This is a genomic window from Streptomyces sp. 5-10 (assembly GCF_014712245.1).
GTDB lineage: Bacteria > Actinomycetota > Actinomycetes > Streptomycetales > Streptomycetaceae > Streptomyces > Streptomyces violaceusniger.
Genome location: NZ_JACVYG010000031.1, coordinates 18,406 through 34,785, shown reverse-complemented (window position 1 = coordinate 34,785; position 16,380 = coordinate 18,406). Strand labels below are relative to the sequence as shown.

Genomic DNA, 16,380 nt, shown 5'->3' with positions numbered 1-16,380 from the left:
CGTTCACGTGGAGAACCTCATCGGATTGCTTGTCGCGGTCCCGCTGCTCGGCGCGGCCCTGCTGCTGTGCGGAGGGCGGCGGCTGGACGGCAAGGGCCACTACATCGGCACGGTGCTCGCCGCCGCCTCCTTCGTCATCGGCGCCGTGCTCTTCGCCGACATGCTCGGCCGCGGCGAGCACGACCGGGCCTTGCACAGCAAGGTCTTCAGCTGGATCCCGGTGGGCGGCTTCCGCGCGGACGTCGCCTTCCAGCTCGACCAGCTGTCCATGACCTTCGTCCTGCTGATCACCGGTGTGGGCACGCTGATCCACATCTACTCGATCGGCTATATGGAGCACGACGAGCGCCGCCGCCGCTTCTTCGGCTATCTCAACCTCTTCCTCGCGGCGATGCTGCTGCTCGTCCTCGCCGACAACTACCTGCTGCTGTACGTCGGCTGGGAGGGCGTCGGCCTCGCCTCGTACCTGCTCATCGGCTTCTGGCAGCACAAGCCCAGCGCGGCCACGGCGGCGAAGAAGGCGTTCATCGTCAACCGCGTCGGCGATGTGGGCCTGTCGATCGCCATCATGCTGATGTTCACGACGTTCGGGACCTTCACCTTCGCCCCGGTGCTGACGAACGCGGACCACGCGAGCGAGGGCAAGCTCACCGCGATCGGGCTGATGCTGCTCCTCGCCGCCTGCGGCAAGTCGGCCCAGGTGCCGCTGCAGTCCTGGCTCGGGGACGCGATGGAGGGCCCGACCCCGGTCTCGGCCCTGATCCACGCGGCGACCATGGTGACCGCGGGCGTGTATCTGATCACCCGCTCCGGCGCGATCTTCAACGCCGCGCCGGACGCCCAGGCCGCGGTGGTCACGGTCGGCGCGGTCACGCTCCTGTTCGGTGCGATCGTCGGTTGCGCCAAGGACGACATCAAGAAGGCCCTGGCCGGGTCCACCATGTCGCAGATCGGGTACATGATCCTGGCCGCCGGGCTCGGCCCGATCGGCTATGTCTTCGCGATCATGCACCTGGTGACCCACGGCTTCTTCAAGGCGGGGCTCTTCCTCGGGGCCGGTTCGGTCATGCACGCCATGAACGACGAGGTCGACATGCGCAAGTACGGCGGCCTGCGGAAGTACATGCCGGTCACCTTCGTCACCTTCGGGCTCGGCTATCTCGCGATCATCGGCTTCCCCGGGCTGTCCGGCTTCTGGTCCAAGGACAAGATCATCGAGGCGGCGTTCGCCAAGGGCGGCACCGAGGGCTGGATCCTCGGCGGCGCGGCCCTGCTGGGCGCGGCCATCACCGCGTACTACATGACGCGGGTGATGCTGCTGACCTTCTTCGGCGAGAAGCGCTGGGGCACCACGCCCTCGCCCGAGGAGCCCAGCGCCGAGCCCGCCGCCGAGTCGGCCGGGGCGCACGCCGAACCGCATCCGCACGAGTCGCCCTCGTCCATGACCATCCCCATGATCGTCCTGGCCGTGGGATCGGTCTTCGCGGGCGGGCTGTTCAGCGTCAACGACGCATTCCTGAAGTGGCTGGAGCCGGTCACCGGCCACAGCCACGGCGACTCCCCGCTCAGCGCCGCGGCGGTCACCGCCGGGACGATGGTGGTGCTGGCGATCGGTGTCGCCCTCGCCTGGGCGCAGTACGGACGCCGGCCGGTGCCGCGCACCGCCCCCCGCGGATCGCTGCTCACCCGGGCCGCCCGGCGCGATCTGCTGCAGGACGACTTCAACCATGTCGCGCTCGTCAAACCCGGCCAGTATCTGACCCGCGGTCTGGTCTATGTCGACCACAAGCTGGTCGACGGGGTGGTCAACGGCACCGCGGCCTCCGTCGGCGGGCTCTCCGGCCGGCTGCGAAAGCTGCAGAACGGCTATGCCCGTACGTACGCGGTCTCGATGTTCGGCGGTACGGCGGTGCTCATCGCCGCGACCCTGCTGATGAGGGCGGTCTGAGTCATGTCATTTCCCCTGCTGACGGCCACGGCCGTGGTGCCCGCGCTCGGCGCGGTGGTCACCGCCGCCGTGCCCGCCGCCCAGCGCGCCGCCGCCAAGTGGGTGGCGCTGGGCTTCTCCCTGGTCACCCTCGCCCTCGCGGCGATCGTGCTGGTCCGCTTCGACCCCGGCGGCGCCCGCTTCCAGCTCACCGAATCCCACGCCTGGATCAAGGACTTCGGCGTCCGCTACGAACTGGGCGTGGACGGGATCGCGGTCGCGCTGATCGCGCTCACCGCCGTGCTCATCCCCTTCATCATCCTGGCGGGCTGGCATGACGCCGATCCGCTGGAAAACGCCCGCCCCAACCGCCGCTGGCGGCCCACCCAGGGCTTCTTCGCGCTGATCCTGATGGTCGAGGCGATGGTGGTGATCTCCTTCGAGGCCACCGACGTCTTCCTCTTCTACATCTTCTTCGAGGCCATGCTGATCCCGATGTACTTCCTCATCGGGGGCTTCGGGGACCGGGCCGGGGGCCGCTCCGAGGAGGAGACGGCCACGCAGCGCTCGTACGCCGCGGTGAAGTTCCTGCTCTACAACCTGGCGGGCGGGCTGATCATGCTCGCCGCGGTCGTCGGTCTGTACGCGGTCACCGCCGATCAGCTCGGCACCGGCACCTTCTCGCTCCAGGAGATCGTCCAGGCGCGGGCGGGCGGCCACCTGGACATGGCGTCCAGCACCGAGCGGCTGCTCTTCCTCGGCTTCTTCTTCGCCTTCGCGGTGAAGGCGCCGCTGTGGCCGCTGCACACCTGGCTGCCCAACGCGATGGGGGAGTCCACCGCCCCGGTCGCCGTGCTGATCACCGCGGTGGTCGACAAGGTCGGCACCTTCGCGATGCTCCGCTTCTGCCTCCAGCTCTTCCCGGAGGCCAGCAAGTGGGCCACCCCGGCGATCTTGATCCTGGCGCTCATCAGCATCATCTACGGGGCGCTGCTGGCGATCGGCCAGCGGGACATCAAGCGGCTGATCGCCTACGCCTCGATCTCCCACTTCGGCTTCATCATCCTGGGCATCTTCGCGATGACCACCCAGGGCCAGGGCGGCGCCACCCTCTACATGGTCAACCACGGTGTCTCCACGGCCGCGCTGATGCTGGTGGCCGGGTTCCTGATCACCCGGCGCGGTTCGCGGCTCATCGCCGACTACGGCGGGGTGCAGAAGGTGGCCCCGGTGCTCGCCGGCACCTTCCTGATCGGCGGCCTCGCCACCCTCTCGCTGCCCGGCCTCGCGCCGTTCATCAGCGAGTTCCTGGTCCTGGTCGGCACGTTCAGCCGCTACCCGGTGTTCGGCGTGATCGCGACCGTCGGAATAGTGCTGGCGGCGCTCTACGTCCTGATCCTCTACCAGCGCACCATGACCGGTCCGGTGAAGGCCGAGGTGCGGTCCATGCCCGATCTGCGGGTGCGTGAGCTGGTCGTCGTGGCCCCGCTCATCGCGCTGCTGATCTTCCTCGGGGTCTATCCGAAGCCGCTGGCCGACATCGTCAACCCGGCGGTCGACCACACGCTGTCCGTGGTGGACAAGAAGGATCCCAAGCCCGATCACCCCGTCACCGACGCGGGCTGGTTCAGCTACAGCCCGAAGTCCGACGGTGCTTCCCACGACGGTGCTTCCGGAGGTGCCAAGTGACCCACGCGGCCACTGTCCACAGCCTGTGGACAACAGCGGCGGCGGCGCCCGACAAGATCCCGTCGCCCGATATCGAGTACGGCCAGCTGTTGCCCACGCTGATCGTGCTCGGCGCCGCGATCGTCGGCGTCCTGATCGAGGCGCTCCTCCCGCGCCGCCAGCGGTACGTGGCGCAGCTGTTCGTCTCCGTGGTCGCCCTGGCCGCGGCCTTCGCCGCCGTGATCGGCCTCGCCGCCAGTGACTACGGCACCAGCAAGGCCCATGTCGCGGCCATGGGAGCGATCGCGGTCGACGGACCGGCGCTCTTCCTCCAGGGGACCATTCTCCTGGTCGCGCTGGTGGCGGTGTTCACCTTCGCCGAGCGGCGGCTGGATCCGGTGGTGCACGGCAACCGCGTCGACTCCTTCGCGGCGCAGGCCGCCGCCGTGCCCGGCGGCGAGGCCGAAAAGGCCGCCGTCAAGGCGGGGTTCACCACCACCGAGGTCTTTCCGCTGGTCCTCTTCGCGGTCGGCGGCATGCTGGTCTTCCCGTCCGCCAACGATCTGCTGACGCTCTTCGTGGCGCTGGAGGTCTTCTCCCTGCCGCTGTACATCCTGTGCGCGCTGGCCCGGCGCCACCGCGCGATGTCGCAGGAGGCCGCGGTCAAGTACTTCCTGCTGGGCGCCTTCTCCTCGGCGTTCCTGCTCTTCGGCATCGCCCTGCTGTACGGCTACGCGGGCACGGTCGCCTACTCCGGGATCGCGGACGTCGTCGACGGCCAGGTCAGGAACGTCACCCCGGCGCTCGCCGGGACCATGGGCAATGACGCGCTGCTGCTGATCGGCGGGGCAATGGTGCTGATGGGGCTGCTGTTCAAGATCGGCGCCGTGCCGTTCCACATGTGGACCCCCGACGTCTACCAGGGCGCCCCGACCCCGGTGACCGGCTTCATGGCGGCGGCCACCAAGGTCGCGGCCTTCGGCGCGCTGCTGCGGCTGCTGTACGTCGTACTGCCCGGGCTGCGCTGGGACTGGCGGCCGGTGATGTGGGGCGTCGCCATCGTCACGATGCTGGGCGGCGCCATCGTGGCCGTCACCCAGACCGATGTGAAGCGGCTGCTGGCGTACTCCTCGATCGCCCACGCCGGGTTCATCCTGGCCGGTGTCATCGCCACCACGCCCGACGGCATCTCCTCCGTCCTCTTCTACCTCGCCGCGTACTCCTTCGTGACCCTCGGCGCCTTCGCGGTGGTCACCCTGGTGCGGGACGCGGGCGGCGAGGCCACCCACCTGTCCAAGTGGGCCGGTCTCGGTCGCCGTTCGCCCCTGGTGGCCGCCGTCTTCGCGGTCTTCCTGCTGGCCTTCGCCGGTATCCCGCTGACCAGCGGCTTCGCCGGGAAGTTCGCGGTCTTCAAGGCGGCGGCCGACGGTGGGGCGGGTGCGCTGGTGGTGATCGGTGTGATCTCCTCGGCGGTCGCCGCGTTCTTCTACATCCGAGTGATCGTGCTGATGTTCTTCAGCGAGCCGCGCACGGACGGCCCGTCCGTGGCCGTGCCGAGCCCGCTGACCTCGTCGGCCATCGCGATCGGCGTGGCGGTCACGCTGGTCCTGGGCGTCGCCCCGCAGTACTTCCTGGACCTCGCGAGCCAGGCGGGCGTCTTCGTCCGCTAGCCATTCCCCCACCCCGCCCCTTCTCCTACCAGGGGGCTCCGCCCCCTGACCCCCGGCCGGGCCCGGACACCGAAACGGTGCCCGCGCCCGGCCGAGGTTGTCCCCGCCCCACCCCTTCCCACTGCACCCGACACGCGGCTCCGCCGCGCGGCAGGGGCTGTGCCCCTTGGCCTCGGCCTGGCGGGGGCGATGTGACGGTGTTTGGGCCGGGCGGAGGCGTCTCCCGCGCCGCTCCTTCCTGCTGCACCCGACACGCGGCTCCGCCGCGCGGCAGGGGGCTGCGCTCCTGGGCCCCGGCCCGGCGGGGATAGCGCGAGGGCGTCCGGGGGCCGGGGCGGAGCCGCGTTGCGGACACCGGCTCTTCCCGAACCCTCGGGCGGAACCCGCGGCCGGTCCTCCGGCCGCTCCAGGGTCCGGCCGTCCAGCCGCAGCGTCCCTTCGGCGAGCGGGGTGAGCCCGACCAGGGCGCGCAATTCCAGCCCCTCCAGGGGGCACCTCCCAGCGGTAGCTGGGGGAGATTGAGGAGCGGGGTCCGGGGCGGAGCCCCGGCGGGGGCAGGGGGCGGAGCCCCCTGAATCGGGAAGGGGCGGGGTGGGGGCCAAGCCCGCCGCAGGCGCCGACCCTAGGCCGTCGCCTTGGCCGCGTAGGCACGGACATCCGCATCCGGGTCGGAGCGCACCGAGGACAGGGCCTCTCGAGCGGCCGGTTCCCGCTCCGCCAAGGGCAACAGCGCCAACACCGCCGCCTTACGGACATCCGCATGCGGATCGCCCAGCGCACGAACCAGCGCCGGCACGCCAAGCCCCGGCGCGGCAGCGGACAGCGCCGTCGCCGCCCCCTTGCGCACCTGCCAGGCGGCATCCCCCAGCGCCGCCACCGCCTCGGCGTCCAGCGGCGCCGGGCACCCCGCCGAGGCCAGGGCCTCCAGGGCGGCGGCCCGGACCAGGACGTCCGGGTCCCGCAGCAGCGGCGCGAGCAGCCGCCGGGCGTCCGCCGCCCGGCCACCGGGCGCCAGAGTCCCCAGCGCCCCCGCCGTCGCCACCCTCACCTCACGCGACGCGTCCACCGCTCCCGGCTCCAGCGCGGTGAGCGCGTCCACCGACACCAGCCCCCGTACGGCCTGGATACGGACCCCGATCGCCGCGTCCGCCAGCGCCCGCGCGAACAGTTCCGCGTCACCGAGACCCAGCGCGCGCAGGACATCCAGCGCCGCGGCCCGCACCACCGGATCGGCCACGGCCAGCCCGTGGACCAGGGGTTCCCGCAGAGCGGGCTCCGGGGGCAGCACCTCGACCAGCTCGCGCAGCGAGGCCGCGGCATCGGCGCGTACGCCGGCGTCGGCGTCGGCCAGGGCCGCGGCGAGGGCCGGGCCGGTGCCCGGCGGCGCGGTCTCGGTCAGCGCGGCGACGGCGGCCCGGCGCACCGCGGGGTCGGGGTCGGCCAGAGAGGGCCGGAGCGCCGCGAGTTCGGGCTGCTCCTCGGCGAGGGCGAGCAGTTCGAGGATGCGCGGGGAGGCGGCGGTAAGGGCCGTACGGGCGGCCGAGACGCCCGTGACCTCCTTACGGCCGTCATCTTCCCTACGGCCTTCATCCGCGTCACGCCCCTCGTCGTCCCTACGCCCGTCATCCGCCTTACGCCCCTCCTCCTCCCTACGCCCCTCATCCGCCCGCCGCGCTCCCGCCCGCCCCGCCCCCGCCCGCGGCGCGCTCTCGCGCGGCCCCGCCGTGGCCACCTGCTCCGGCCACACCTCGCCCAGCGGGCGGGACGCCCCGCCCACAGGCGCGTACTCCGCCACCGGGACGAGATACGGCGCGACGGGACGCGCGGTGAACTCCATCGCCCCCGACGCCGACTTGCGCAAGTCCAGATGGTGCAGCCAGCCCTCGTCATCGCGCAGCGGATGGTCCGTGCGCTCGTGGTAGAGCCCCCACCGGCTCTCCGTCCTGGCCAGCGAGGAACGCGCGGCCATCTCCGCGCAGTCGCGGATGAAGCTCACCTCGGCGCAGCGCATCAGCTCATGGGGCGTGTGGGCGCCCATCCCGGCGATGTCCCCGCGCATCCGCTCGAACGCCTCGATGGCGAGCGACAGCCGGGCGCCGCTCTTGGGCGGCGCCACATAGTCGTTGACCAGGCGCCGGAGCTTGTACTCGACCTGCGGTTGCGGCGGCCCCCCGGGGTTCCGCAGCGGGGCGTAGATCAGCTCATGCGCCTCGGCGAGCTGATCCGGGGGCAGTTCGCCCCGGTACGCCGTCTGGCGGGAGGCGTCCTCGCCCGCCAGGTCGCCGAAGACAAAGGCGCCGATCATGTAGTTGTGCGGTACGCAGGCGAGGTCACCGGCCGCGTACAGCCCGGGGACCGTGGTCCGGGCGTGGGCGTCGACCCGCACCCCCGAGGCCGAGTGGCCGCCGCACAGCCCGATCTCGGAGATGTGCATCTCCACGTCATGGGTGCGGTAGTCATGGCCGCGCCCCGCGTGGAAGGTGGCGCGCGTGGGGCGTTCGGTGGAGTGCAGGATGGACTCCAGCGCGGCCACCGACTCCTCCGGCAGATGGCTGAGCTTGAGGTAGACCGGGCCGCGTTCGCTCGCCACCTCCGCCGCGAACTCCGCCATCATCTGCCCCGACCAGTAGTCGGAGTCGACGAACCGCTCACCGTGCCGGTTGACCTGGTAGCCGCCGAAGGGATTGGCGACATAGGCGCAGGCCGGGCCGTTGTAGTCCTTGATCAGCGGATTGATCTGGAAGCATTCGATCCCGGTCAGCTCGGCGCCCGCGTGATACGCCATGGCGTAACCGTCGCCCGCGTTGGTGGGGTTCTCGTACGTCCCGTAGAGATAGCCGCTCGCGGGCAGGCCGAGCCGCCCGCAGGCGCCGGTGGCCAGGATCACCGCCCCGGCGCGCACGGTGACGAACTGGCCGGTGCGGGTGTGGAATCCGGCGGCGCCGACGGCCCGCCCGCCCGCGGTGAGCACCCGGACCGGCATCACCCGGTTCTCGATGCGGATCCGCTCGCGCATCTCGCGCCGCCGCAACTGCCGGTACAGGACCTTCTTGACGTCCTTGCCCTCGGGCATCGGCAGTACGTACGAGCCGGAGCGGTGCACCTGGCGGACCGCGTACTGGCCGTGCTCGTCCTTCTCGAACTTCACGCCGTACCGCTCCAGCCGCTTGACCATGGCGAAGCCGCGGGTGGCGGTCTGGCGCACGGTGGACTGGTCGACGATGCCGTCGTTGGCGCGGGTGATCTCGGCCACGTAGTCATCGGGTTCGGCCCGGCCGGGGATGACGGCGTTGTTGACGCCGTCCATGCCCATGGCGAGCGCGCCCGAGTGGCGGACGTGCGCCTTTTCGAGGAGGAGGACGGAGGAGCCGTGCTCGGCGGCGGTGAGCGCCGCCATGGTGCCGGCCGTGCCGCCGCCGATGACGAGGACATCGCAGGTCAGCTGCTCGGCCGTGGCGAGGGCGGGGATCTCCATGGGATGGGGCCTTTCACATGCCGAGGGATTCGAGGACCTGACGGCGCAGCGCGACGGTCGCGGCGGCGTCATGGGCGGCGCGCTCGCGCGGATGCGGGATGTCCAGCACCCGGCCGCCGCCCTCCGCGCCGCCCAGCAGCGCCACCTGGTCGCCCAGGAACAGCGCCTCGTCCACGTCGTGGGTGACGAAGACGACGGTGGCGCGGGTGCCCTGGAGCACCTCGACCAGCAGCCGCTGCATCCCGGCCCGGGTCTGTGCGTCGAGCGCGCCGAACGGCTCGTCCATCAGGACGGCGCGCGGCTCGCCGACGAGCGCCCGGGCGAGCTGGGCGCGCTGCCGCTGGCCGCCCGAGACCCGGTGCGGCAGCCGCAGGCTGTGCTCGGCGAGCCCGACGCGCTCCAGCCACGCCTCGGCCCGGCCGCGGCGCTCGGCGCGCGGTACGCCCCGTATGGCGAGCGGGAGTTCGACGTTGGCGCGGAGGGTGCGCCAGGGCAGCAGCGCGTCCTCCTGGAAGATCAGCGCCCGGTCGGCGTGCGGCCGGGTGATCGGGGTGCCGTCCTGGGTGACCCGCCCGCCGAGGGCCGGGAGCAGTCCGGCGAGCGTGCGCAGCAGGGTGGATTTGCCGCATCCGGACGGGCCGACGACCGTAAGGATGTCACCGGGCGCGACCTCCAGGTCGAGACCGTGGAGGACGGGTGCGCCGGGGCGGCCGAGGGCGGCGTCCTCCAGGCGCAGCCGCACGCCCGGCGGGGCGGCTTCGGTGGCCGGGGTGGCGGGGGTGGCCGGAGTGGTGGTGATGTCGGATGTGCTCACGGGGTGGCTGCCTCCTTGCGCGCGGGCGCCGGCCGGCCCGTGGTCTCCGTACGGGGCAGCCATCGGGTCAGCCGCCGCCCGGCCAGCTCGACCGCCGTGGAGGTGAGCCAGCCGAGCACGCCGATCGTGGTCATGCCGACGAAGACGCCCGGGTAGTCGACGATCGTGTAGTCCTGCCAGGTGCGGTAGCCGACCCCGTAGGCGCCGGAGATCATCTCGGCGGAGATCACACAGATCCATGAGACGCCGATGCCGACGGAGAGCCCGCCGAGGATCCCGGGCAGCGCCCCGGGCAGGACGACGGACACCAGGACGCGTCCGCGCCCGCCGCCCATGGTCAGCACCGCCTCCTCCCAGACGGGGGCCAGCGCGCGGACCGCGTGCCGGGTGCTGACCATGACCGGGAAGAAGGCGGCGGTGAAGGTGATGAAGACGATCCCCTGCTCATTGCTGGGGAACATCAGGATCGCCACCGGCACCAGCGCGATGGCCGGGATCGGGCGGCACACCTCGAGGACGGGGCCGAGCAGATCGGATACGAGGGGGGAGCGGGCGACGGCGGTGCCGACCGCCACGCCCAAGGCGGCGGCGAGCGCGAATCCGGTGAGGATGCGGCTGAGGGAGTCGGTCAGGTCCTGCCAGTAGGCGCCGGTGCCGAGGCGGTCGGCGAACTCCCGGACCACATCGGTGACGGAGGGGAACTGCGCGAAACGCAGCCATAGGTTGACGTCGAGGGCGGTGAGCAGCTGCCACAGGCCGAGCGCGGCCGGCAGCGAACCGGCGCGCAGGGTGTACCGGACCCAGGGGCGGCGCCGTAGCGGCCGGGGCGCGGCACCCGCGGCCCGGGGGGCCTCCGGGGCCGGCCGGGGCCGTACGGACGAGGTGGGCGCGCTCATCGGGCCGCCGCCAGGGCCGCGGGGTAGCTGAGGGTACGGGCGCCGGGGTGACCGGCGATCCAGCCGCGGGCGTTGTCCGGGGTGACGAAGGCCCGCAGGTCGTGGCCGTCGCGGACCCAGACCGCCCGGTCCGCGAACCACCGGGTGCCGGTGGCCGCGTCGGGCACATAGGCGGCCCGGACGCGGTCGCGGTGGCTTCCGGCGAAGCGCAGCAGCTCGGTGGGGGTGGCGAAGGCGCGGAGCCGGTCCTCGCCCTTGAGCCAGAGCTGGTTCGGGGAGGCGGGCGGCGTGGCGCGCAGCGCCTTGGCGTACGCATCCGTGCTTCCGTACGCCCGTTTGAGATAGCGGTCGTCGACGAAGGACGACACGTCGACCGGGCCGACCAGTTTGGCGTCACGGAGCACCGGGACGTCCTTCTTGAGCGCGGCGATCAGCCGCGGCTTGAGGGTGGGGTCGAAGGTCGCGATGCCCCCGGTGCCGTTGTAGAGGTAGAGCACTTCGGGCGGCAGCCCGGTCGCGGTGGCGACCTTACGGGCGGCGTCGAGCGGATGGGCGCGCAGATAGCGGGTGGCGTCGATCTGGGCGGCGAGGAACGCCTGGACGACGGCCGGGCGCTCGTCGGCGAACGCCTTGCGCGTGGTGACCCCGTGGAAGGTGGGGAGGTTCAGCCGGGCGCCGTCGTACAGCGCCTTGGCCTTGCCCTGGAAGGCGAGCAGCCCCGGCCAGGCCACGAACTGCGAGAGGGCGTCCGCGCTGCCCGCCTCCAGGGCCGAGGCGCCCACGGCGGGCTGCTGGTTGAGCTTATGGATGCCGCCCTCGGGGTCGATGCCCGCCTGCCGCAGGGCGCGCACGAGCGTGCCGTCCGCGGCGGAGCCGACGCTGGTGGAGACGTTCTTGCCGCGCAGCCCGGACAGGGCGCGCAGCGTGGAACCGGGTGCGGTGAGGACCGTATTGAGGCCGCCGCGCAGGTTGTAGCCGGTGACGGAGACGAGGCGGGTCGGCGCGTTCAGCTGGGTGCCGCGCCCGGAGTTGATCAGGAGCGGGAAGTCGCCCATCGATCCGATGTCGACCTTACCGGCGACCATCTGGGCGGTGATGGGCGCTCCGGTGGCGTAGTCCTCCCACTTCACCTTGTACGTATGGCCGTCGCGGCGGCCGAGGGCGCGCAGCTCGCGTTCGAAGGCGCCGAGCGAGCGCAGCAGGGTGCCCGCGGTCACGGTGTTGATGGTCTTGGACTGGTAGCCGACGGTGACGGTCACGGTCTTGCCGTCCGCGTCCGCGTTGCCGCCGCAGCCGGTGAGGGACAGCAGCAGGGCGCCGGCGGCGAGGGCCGACGGGAGGGTCGTGCGCTGCATCGAGGGGCCTTTCACCTCAGGAGATAGGGCATGTTGACCGTGACCGCGCCGGTGGGACAGCGGGCGGCGCACGGGCCGCAGTACCAGCACTCGTCGACGTGCATGTACGCCTTGCCGCTGTCGGGGTGGATCGCGAGGGAGTCGAGGGGGCACATGTCCACGCACAGGGTGCAGCCGTCGATGCACTTGGACTCGTCGATCGTCACCGGCACATCGGCACGCTGGGGCGCCAGAGGCATGGCTGTCTCCAGGGAAGGGCGTGAAGGGGCGGAAGGTGTGGGGGCGAGTCTCAGGCGGTGCGGCGCAACTGGCCGCTCATGGTGATCCGGTCGCCGCGGAACCGGATGAACTCCAGGTCCACCGGGCGTCCGTCGCACAGATGGGTGAGCCGCTCCAGCATCAGGACCGCCGCACCGCGCGGGGCCTGCAGAACGGCGGCCGAGTGGGCGTCGGCGTTGACGGCCTCGAGGGTGATCTCGGCGGTGCCCAGGGGCTGTCCGGTGATCTTCTCGATCAGCCGGAAGACATCGGTGTTCTCCAGATCGGCGCCGATGAGGTCGGCGCCGATGTCCATCGGGAGGTAGGTGAGGTCGAGGGAGAGCGGGAGTCCGCCGAGCCGGCGCAGCCGCTCGATGTAGAGGACATCGGAACGGGCGGGGACGCCCAGCCGGTCCGCGACGCAGGCGGGCGCGGGGACGGGGCCGACGGTGCGCACCTCATTGGTGACCCGGCCGTGCTCGTGAAGGGTTTCGGCCAGGCCCATCAGCCGGTCCAGGCCGTGCGGGTACTTCTCCGCGACGACCACCGTGCCCACCCCGGGCTGCCGCTCCACCAGGCGCTCGGAGCGCAGCAGGTCGAGCGCCTGGCGCACGGTGTTGCGGGAGGCGCCGTAGTCCTGGCCGAGCGCGTCCTCCAGGGGGAGCACCCCTCCGGGGAAGCCGCCGGTGAGGACCTGGTGGCGGAGGAGATCGGCGAGTTGCCGTGCCCGGTCGGCACGGAGCCGCCGGCGGCGCGCGGCGGCGACCGGCGGGGCGTGCTCGCGGGGGCGTTCGGCTGGCATCGGCCGGCTCCGTGGGTGTGCTGGTCGGCGGGGTCGTATCGGGACCATACCGACGGGGCCGGGACGATGGTGTTGCCGAAGTATTGCGCCACCTGACGGTGGCTTTCCCACCCCTTCTGCCTGCGGGTTCGTCTCCGCGGCGGCAAGATCTGCCACTGTGCGCGGCGGGCCCCCGGCGCGCCAGGGGCCCGGGGCGCCGGAGGGGGTCCGGCGCCGTGGTTCAGCCGGTCGGTAGATCGGTCGGGAGGCCGGAGGGCAGCGACGTCGGAAGGCCCGAGGGGAGGTCGCTGGGCGAGGTCGTCTTGATGAAGGTGTCGTTCTTGGCGAGCGCGTCCCAGTCGACCGTGAGGGTCTTGCCGTCCGCGCTCGCGGTGACCTTGCCCGCGCTGCGGTCGGTGTTGCCGTCGGCGCACTTGAGCATGAGCATCTTTCCGCCCATGTCGGCGTACTCGCCGTTGCAGATGTGCTTGTCGGCCATCAGTACGGCCTTCTTGCCGCTGATGGACAGGATGACGGCCCCGTCACCGGCCTTCGCCACATAGGTGCCGGAGACCTTCGTGTCCGCGCCCCCCTCCGCCGGGGCGCTCGACGCGGAGGAGGGGTCCTTGGAGGTGTCCTTCTTGTCGTCGCCACCGTCACTGCCGCATGCGGTCAGCAGCAGGGCTGCCGCCGCCACCGTGCCGGCGATGCTCACTGCCTTCTTCACGTGCTTCTCCTCGGTCGTCCGGGATCGTCAGGGCAGGAGCACGACAAATTAGCAGCCGCGTCAGGGCGTGGCCGGGACGACCTGGCCGGTCACCTCGCCCAGGCCGATACGGGTCCCCTGCGGGCCCGGCGCCCAGGCCGTGACGGTCACCTCGTCCCCGTCCTCCAGGTAGGCGCGGGTGCCGTCGGGGAGCCGCAGGGGGTCGCGGCCGCCCCAGGTGAGTTCGAGGAGACAGCCGAGCTCGTCCGGGCGCGGACCGCTGACCGTGCCGGAGGCGAAGAGGTCGCCGGTGCGCAGCGAGGCGCCGTTCACCGTCAGGTGGGCGAGTTGCTGGGCCGCGGTCCAGTACATGGCGGAGAAGGGCGGGCGGGAGATCGTGTGGCCGTTGAGGGCGACCTCCAGACGCAGATCGAGCCCGCCGGGCTCGGCGGCGCTGTCGTCCAGGTAGGGGAGGGGCGGGACGTCGCGGGCGGGAGGGCTGGTACGGGCCGCGGTGAGGGCGTCCAGCGGGGTGACCCACGCGGCGAGGGAGGTGGCGAAGGACTTGCCGAGGAAGGGGCCGAGCGGGCGGTACTCCCAGGCCTGGATGTCGCGCGCGGACCAGTCGTTGAGCAGACAGACGCCGAAGACGTGGTCGTGGAACCCGGAGAGCGGCACCGGTGTATTCACAGTGGAAGGGGCGCCGACGACGAAGGCCACCTCCGCTTCGAAGTCGAGGCGCAGGGAGGGGCCGAAGACCGGAGTGGGGGAGGAAGCGTGTGGTGCGGAGGTATCGGCCGGGGGCAGATGCTGGCCCTGCGGGCGGACGATGGGCGTGCCCGAGACGAGGATGGTGCCGGCCCGGCCGTGGTAGCCGATCGGCATGTGCTTCCAGTTGGGAGTGAGCGCCTCGCCGTCGGGGCGGAAGATCCTGCCCGTGTTGGTGGCGTGGTGCTCGCTCGCGTAGAAGTCGGCGTAGTCGGCCACCTCGAAGGGGAGGTGGAGCGCCACGGTGGGGAGGGGGTGCATCAGCGGCTCGATGGTCGAGCGGTGCGCCGGGTCGGTGAGCCAGTCGAGCACCTCGGCCCGCACGGCCTGCCAGACCGGGCGGCCCGCGGCCATCAGTGGGTTGAGGATGTCGGCGCCCAGCGGCTCGGCGTGCGGCGAGGCGGTGGCGGCCGCGGCGGCGCCCACGTCGAGCACATGGTTTCCGTAGCGCACCCCGATTTTCCGCAGATGAGGAGCGTGCGGCGCGGTGAAGACGCCATAGGGGAGGTTGTGCGGGCCGAAGGGGTCGCCTTCGGGCAGGTCCAGCGGGGATCGCTGCGGCATCGGGGCTGCCTCGCCTTCTCCTCGTCACTGTGGGACGCAGCACACCTTAAGGCGCGGCGCGTGCGGGGAAGGCCCAGGGCAAGGCCGGTACCGGCCCCGCTCGACGGCCGGTTCGGTGGACCGTCCGGCGATCCGGTCGAGCGGCCGGGTGGGGGCCGGGGCATGAATGATCTGCTGCGATCGCGGTACTGCGATGTGAAGCGGTCGGTTCGGGAGAGAACGGTGAGAGGCGCACAAGGCGGGAAGGCGCCCACTGTGATCGATACCCGACCGGATACGCTGCCTGTTGGTGGAGGCAGCGACACATCGACATTCGCGTCATTCGTAGGCAGACAGGAGTACCCCGTGAGCTTCGTCGGGCCCTTGGGGCTGAGCGTGCGGGACCGGACTCTGGAAGCCGACACCCTGGCCGGGCTGACGGCGGTCGAAGAGGGCCTGCTGGAGGCCACCAAAAGCGATGTCCCCTTCATCACGGAGGCCGCCCAGCATCTGGTGCGGGCCGGGGGGAAGCGGTTCCGCCCCCTGCTGGTGCTGCTGGGCGCGCAGTTCGGTGACCCCCACGCACCCGGAGTGGTGCCCTCGGCGGTGGTCGTCGAGCTCACCCATCTGGCGACGCTGTACCACGACGATGTGATGGACGAGGCGGAGGTGCGGCGCGGCGTCTCCAGCGCCAACGCCCGCTGGGGCAACTCGGTGGCGGTCCTCACCGGCGACTTCCTCTTCGCCCGGGCCTCGCACATCCTGGCCGACCTCGGCCCCGAGGCGGTGCGGGTCCAGGCGGAGGCGTTCGAGCGGCTGGTCACCGGCCAGATCCTGGAGACGGCGGGCCCCCGCGACGGCCGTGACCCGGTCGAGCACTACCTGGATGTGCTGGCCGGCAAGACGGGCTCGCTGATCGCCGTCTCCGGCCGGTTCGGGGCGATGATGTCGGGAGCCGACGAGAGCATCGTCAGCATCCTCACCCAGTACGGCGAGCGGCTCGGCATGGCCTTCCAGCTCGCCGACGACCTCCTGGACATCGCCAGCGACAGCCATGAGTCCGGCAAGACCCCCGGCACCGATCTGCGCGAGGGCGTGGCCACCCTGCCCGTGCTCTATGTGCGGGAGCAGGCCGAGGCGACCGGTTCGGCCGAGGACCGCGAGCTGTGCGAGCTGCTCGCGGGCGATCTCACCGATGACGCGCGCCATGCCGAGGTGCTGCGGCGGCTGCGCGCCCATCCGGCGCTGGAGCGGGCCCGCCGGGTCACGATCCGCTACGCGGCGGAGGCCCGTTCGATGCTGGCGCCGCTGCCCGAGGGCCCGGCGAAGGCGGCCCTCGAGGGGCTGTGCGACGCGGTGGTCCACCGGGCCGGGTGACCCCCGCCCGGCGCCCGTTCCACCCGGACCGGCCCCCGGCGCCGGGGAGCCTGTCCCTGACTTCCGGCGGAGCGGCGTCATACCCGAGCACTACGCCGAGGTGATGCTGCGGGCTGACGCGCCACGTCGAACGATTTGGTGG

General features: G+C 72.1%; 12 protein-coding genes. 4 read left to right on the top strand and 8 right to left on the bottom strand.

Going from position 1 to position 16,380, the window contains the following annotated elements; translation table 11 throughout:
- The first annotated feature begins 7 nt into the window (after window positions 1-7).
- From nuoL to nuoN, 3 genes are read left to right on the top strand one after another with little or no spacing between them, the layout of a single operon-like run.
- Window positions 8-1,948, top strand: coding sequence for an NADH-quinone oxidoreductase subunit L (nuoL, locus tag IEJ02_RS29120; RefSeq protein ID WP_191067554.1), 1,941 nt, complete (start codon window positions 8-10; stop codon window positions 1,946-1,948).
- 3 nt (window positions 1,949-1,951) lie between these two features.
- The gene (locus IEJ02_RS29115) at window positions 1,952-3,616 is read left to right on the top strand and encodes an NADH-quinone oxidoreductase subunit M (RefSeq protein ID WP_191067553.1); all 1,665 of its coding nucleotides are present in this window, start codon (window positions 1,952-1,954) and stop codon (window positions 3,614-3,616) included.
- The gene (nuoN, locus tag IEJ02_RS29110) at window positions 3,613-5,265 is read left to right on the top strand and encodes an NADH-quinone oxidoreductase subunit NuoN (protein ID WP_191067552.1); all 1,653 of its coding nucleotides are present in this window, start codon (window positions 3,613-3,615) and stop codon (window positions 5,263-5,265) included. The genes IEJ02_RS29115 and nuoN overlap by 4 nt, the downstream gene beginning before the upstream one ends.
- 622 nt (window positions 5,266-5,887) lie before the next feature.
- Here nuoN and IEJ02_RS29105 read toward each other — a convergent pair.
- The 8 genes from IEJ02_RS29105 to fahA all read right to left on the bottom strand — a co-directional run bounded on the left by IEJ02_RS29105 (window position 5,888) and on the right by fahA (window position 14,882).
- A complete protein-coding gene (locus tag IEJ02_RS29105; protein ID WP_191067551.1) occupies window positions 5,888-8,740 on the bottom strand; it encodes a fumarate reductase/succinate dehydrogenase flavoprotein subunit in 2,853 nt (950 codons plus the stop codon).
- 13 nt (window positions 8,741-8,753) lie between these two features.
- The gene (locus tag IEJ02_RS29100; protein ID WP_370467150.1) at window positions 8,754-9,554 is read right to left on the bottom strand and encodes an ABC transporter ATP-binding protein; all 801 of its coding nucleotides are present in this window, start codon (window positions 9,552-9,554) and stop codon (window positions 8,754-8,756) included.
- On the bottom strand, window positions 9,551-10,450 hold the full coding sequence (locus IEJ02_RS29095; protein WP_223864594.1) for an ABC transporter permease: 900 nt from the start codon (window positions 10,448-10,450) through the stop codon (window positions 9,551-9,553). The genes IEJ02_RS29100 and IEJ02_RS29095 overlap by 4 nt, the downstream gene beginning before the upstream one ends.
- Window positions 10,447-11,805 carry an ABC transporter substrate-binding protein gene (locus tag IEJ02_RS29090; protein ID WP_191067550.1) on the bottom strand — a complete coding sequence of 453 codons (1,359 nt, stop codon included), beginning with the start codon at window positions 11,803-11,805 and terminating at the stop codon, window positions 10,447-10,449. Before IEJ02_RS29090 ends, IEJ02_RS29095 begins: the two co-directional genes overlap by 4 nt.
- A gap of 11 nt (window positions 11,806-11,816) precedes the next feature.
- Window positions 11,817-12,044, bottom strand: a complete 228-nt coding sequence (locus tag IEJ02_RS29085; RefSeq protein WP_014054080.1) for a 4Fe-4S dicluster domain-containing protein — start codon at window positions 12,042-12,044, stop codon at window positions 11,817-11,819.
- 50 nt (window positions 12,045-12,094) lie between these two features.
- Window positions 12,095-12,865, bottom strand: coding sequence for a GntR family transcriptional regulator (locus IEJ02_RS29080; protein WP_191067549.1), 771 nt, complete (start codon window positions 12,863-12,865; stop codon window positions 12,095-12,097).
- A gap of 220 nt (window positions 12,866-13,085) precedes the next feature.
- Window positions 13,086-13,571 carry a hypothetical protein gene (locus tag IEJ02_RS29075; RefSeq protein ID WP_191067548.1) on the bottom strand — a complete coding sequence of 162 codons (486 nt, stop codon included), beginning with the start codon at window positions 13,569-13,571 and terminating at the stop codon, window positions 13,086-13,088.
- A 60-nt stretch (window positions 13,572-13,631) separates the two neighbouring features.
- Window positions 13,632-14,882 (bottom strand): fumarylacetoacetase, encoded by a 1,251-nt coding sequence (gene fahA / locus IEJ02_RS29070; RefSeq protein ID WP_191067547.1) that lies wholly within the window; start codon window positions 14,880-14,882, stop codon window positions 13,632-13,634.
- A gap of 345 nt (window positions 14,883-15,227) precedes the next feature.
- On the opposite strand from fahA, the gene IEJ02_RS29065 reads away from it, so the two are divergent.
- On the top strand, window positions 15,228-16,238 hold the full coding sequence (locus IEJ02_RS29065) for a polyprenyl synthetase family protein (protein WP_191067546.1): 1,011 nt from the start codon (window positions 15,228-15,230) through the stop codon (window positions 16,236-16,238).
- Window positions 16,239-16,380: the final 142 nt, after the last annotated feature.

Bases quoted from the DNA above. Each gene is read 5' to 3' on its own strand.
- fahA (WP_191067547.1), bottom strand. From the start codon at position 14,882: ATGCCGCAGCGATCCCCGCTGGACCTGCCCGAAGGCGACCCCTTCGGC.
- IEJ02_RS29080 (WP_191067549.1), bottom strand. From the start codon at position 12,865: ATGCCAGCCGAACGCCCCCGCGAGCACGCCCCGCCGGTCGCCGCCGCG.
- IEJ02_RS29115 (WP_191067553.1), top strand. From the start codon at position 1,952: ATGTCATTTCCCCTGCTGACGGCCACGGCCGTGGTGCCCGCGCTCGGC.
- IEJ02_RS29085 (WP_014054080.1), bottom strand. From the start codon at position 12,044: ATGCCTCTGGCGCCCCAGCGTGCCGATGTGCCGGTGACGATCGACGAG.
- IEJ02_RS29095 (WP_223864594.1), bottom strand. From the start codon at position 10,450: ATGAGCGCGCCCACCTCGTCCGTACGGCCCCGGCCGGCCCCGGAGGCC.
- IEJ02_RS29090 (WP_191067550.1), bottom strand. From the start codon at position 11,805: ATGCAGCGCACGACCCTCCCGTCGGCCCTCGCCGCCGGCGCCCTGCTG.
- IEJ02_RS29105 (WP_191067551.1), bottom strand. From the start codon at position 8,740: ATGGAGATCCCCGCCCTCGCCACGGCCGAGCAGCTGACCTGCGATGTC.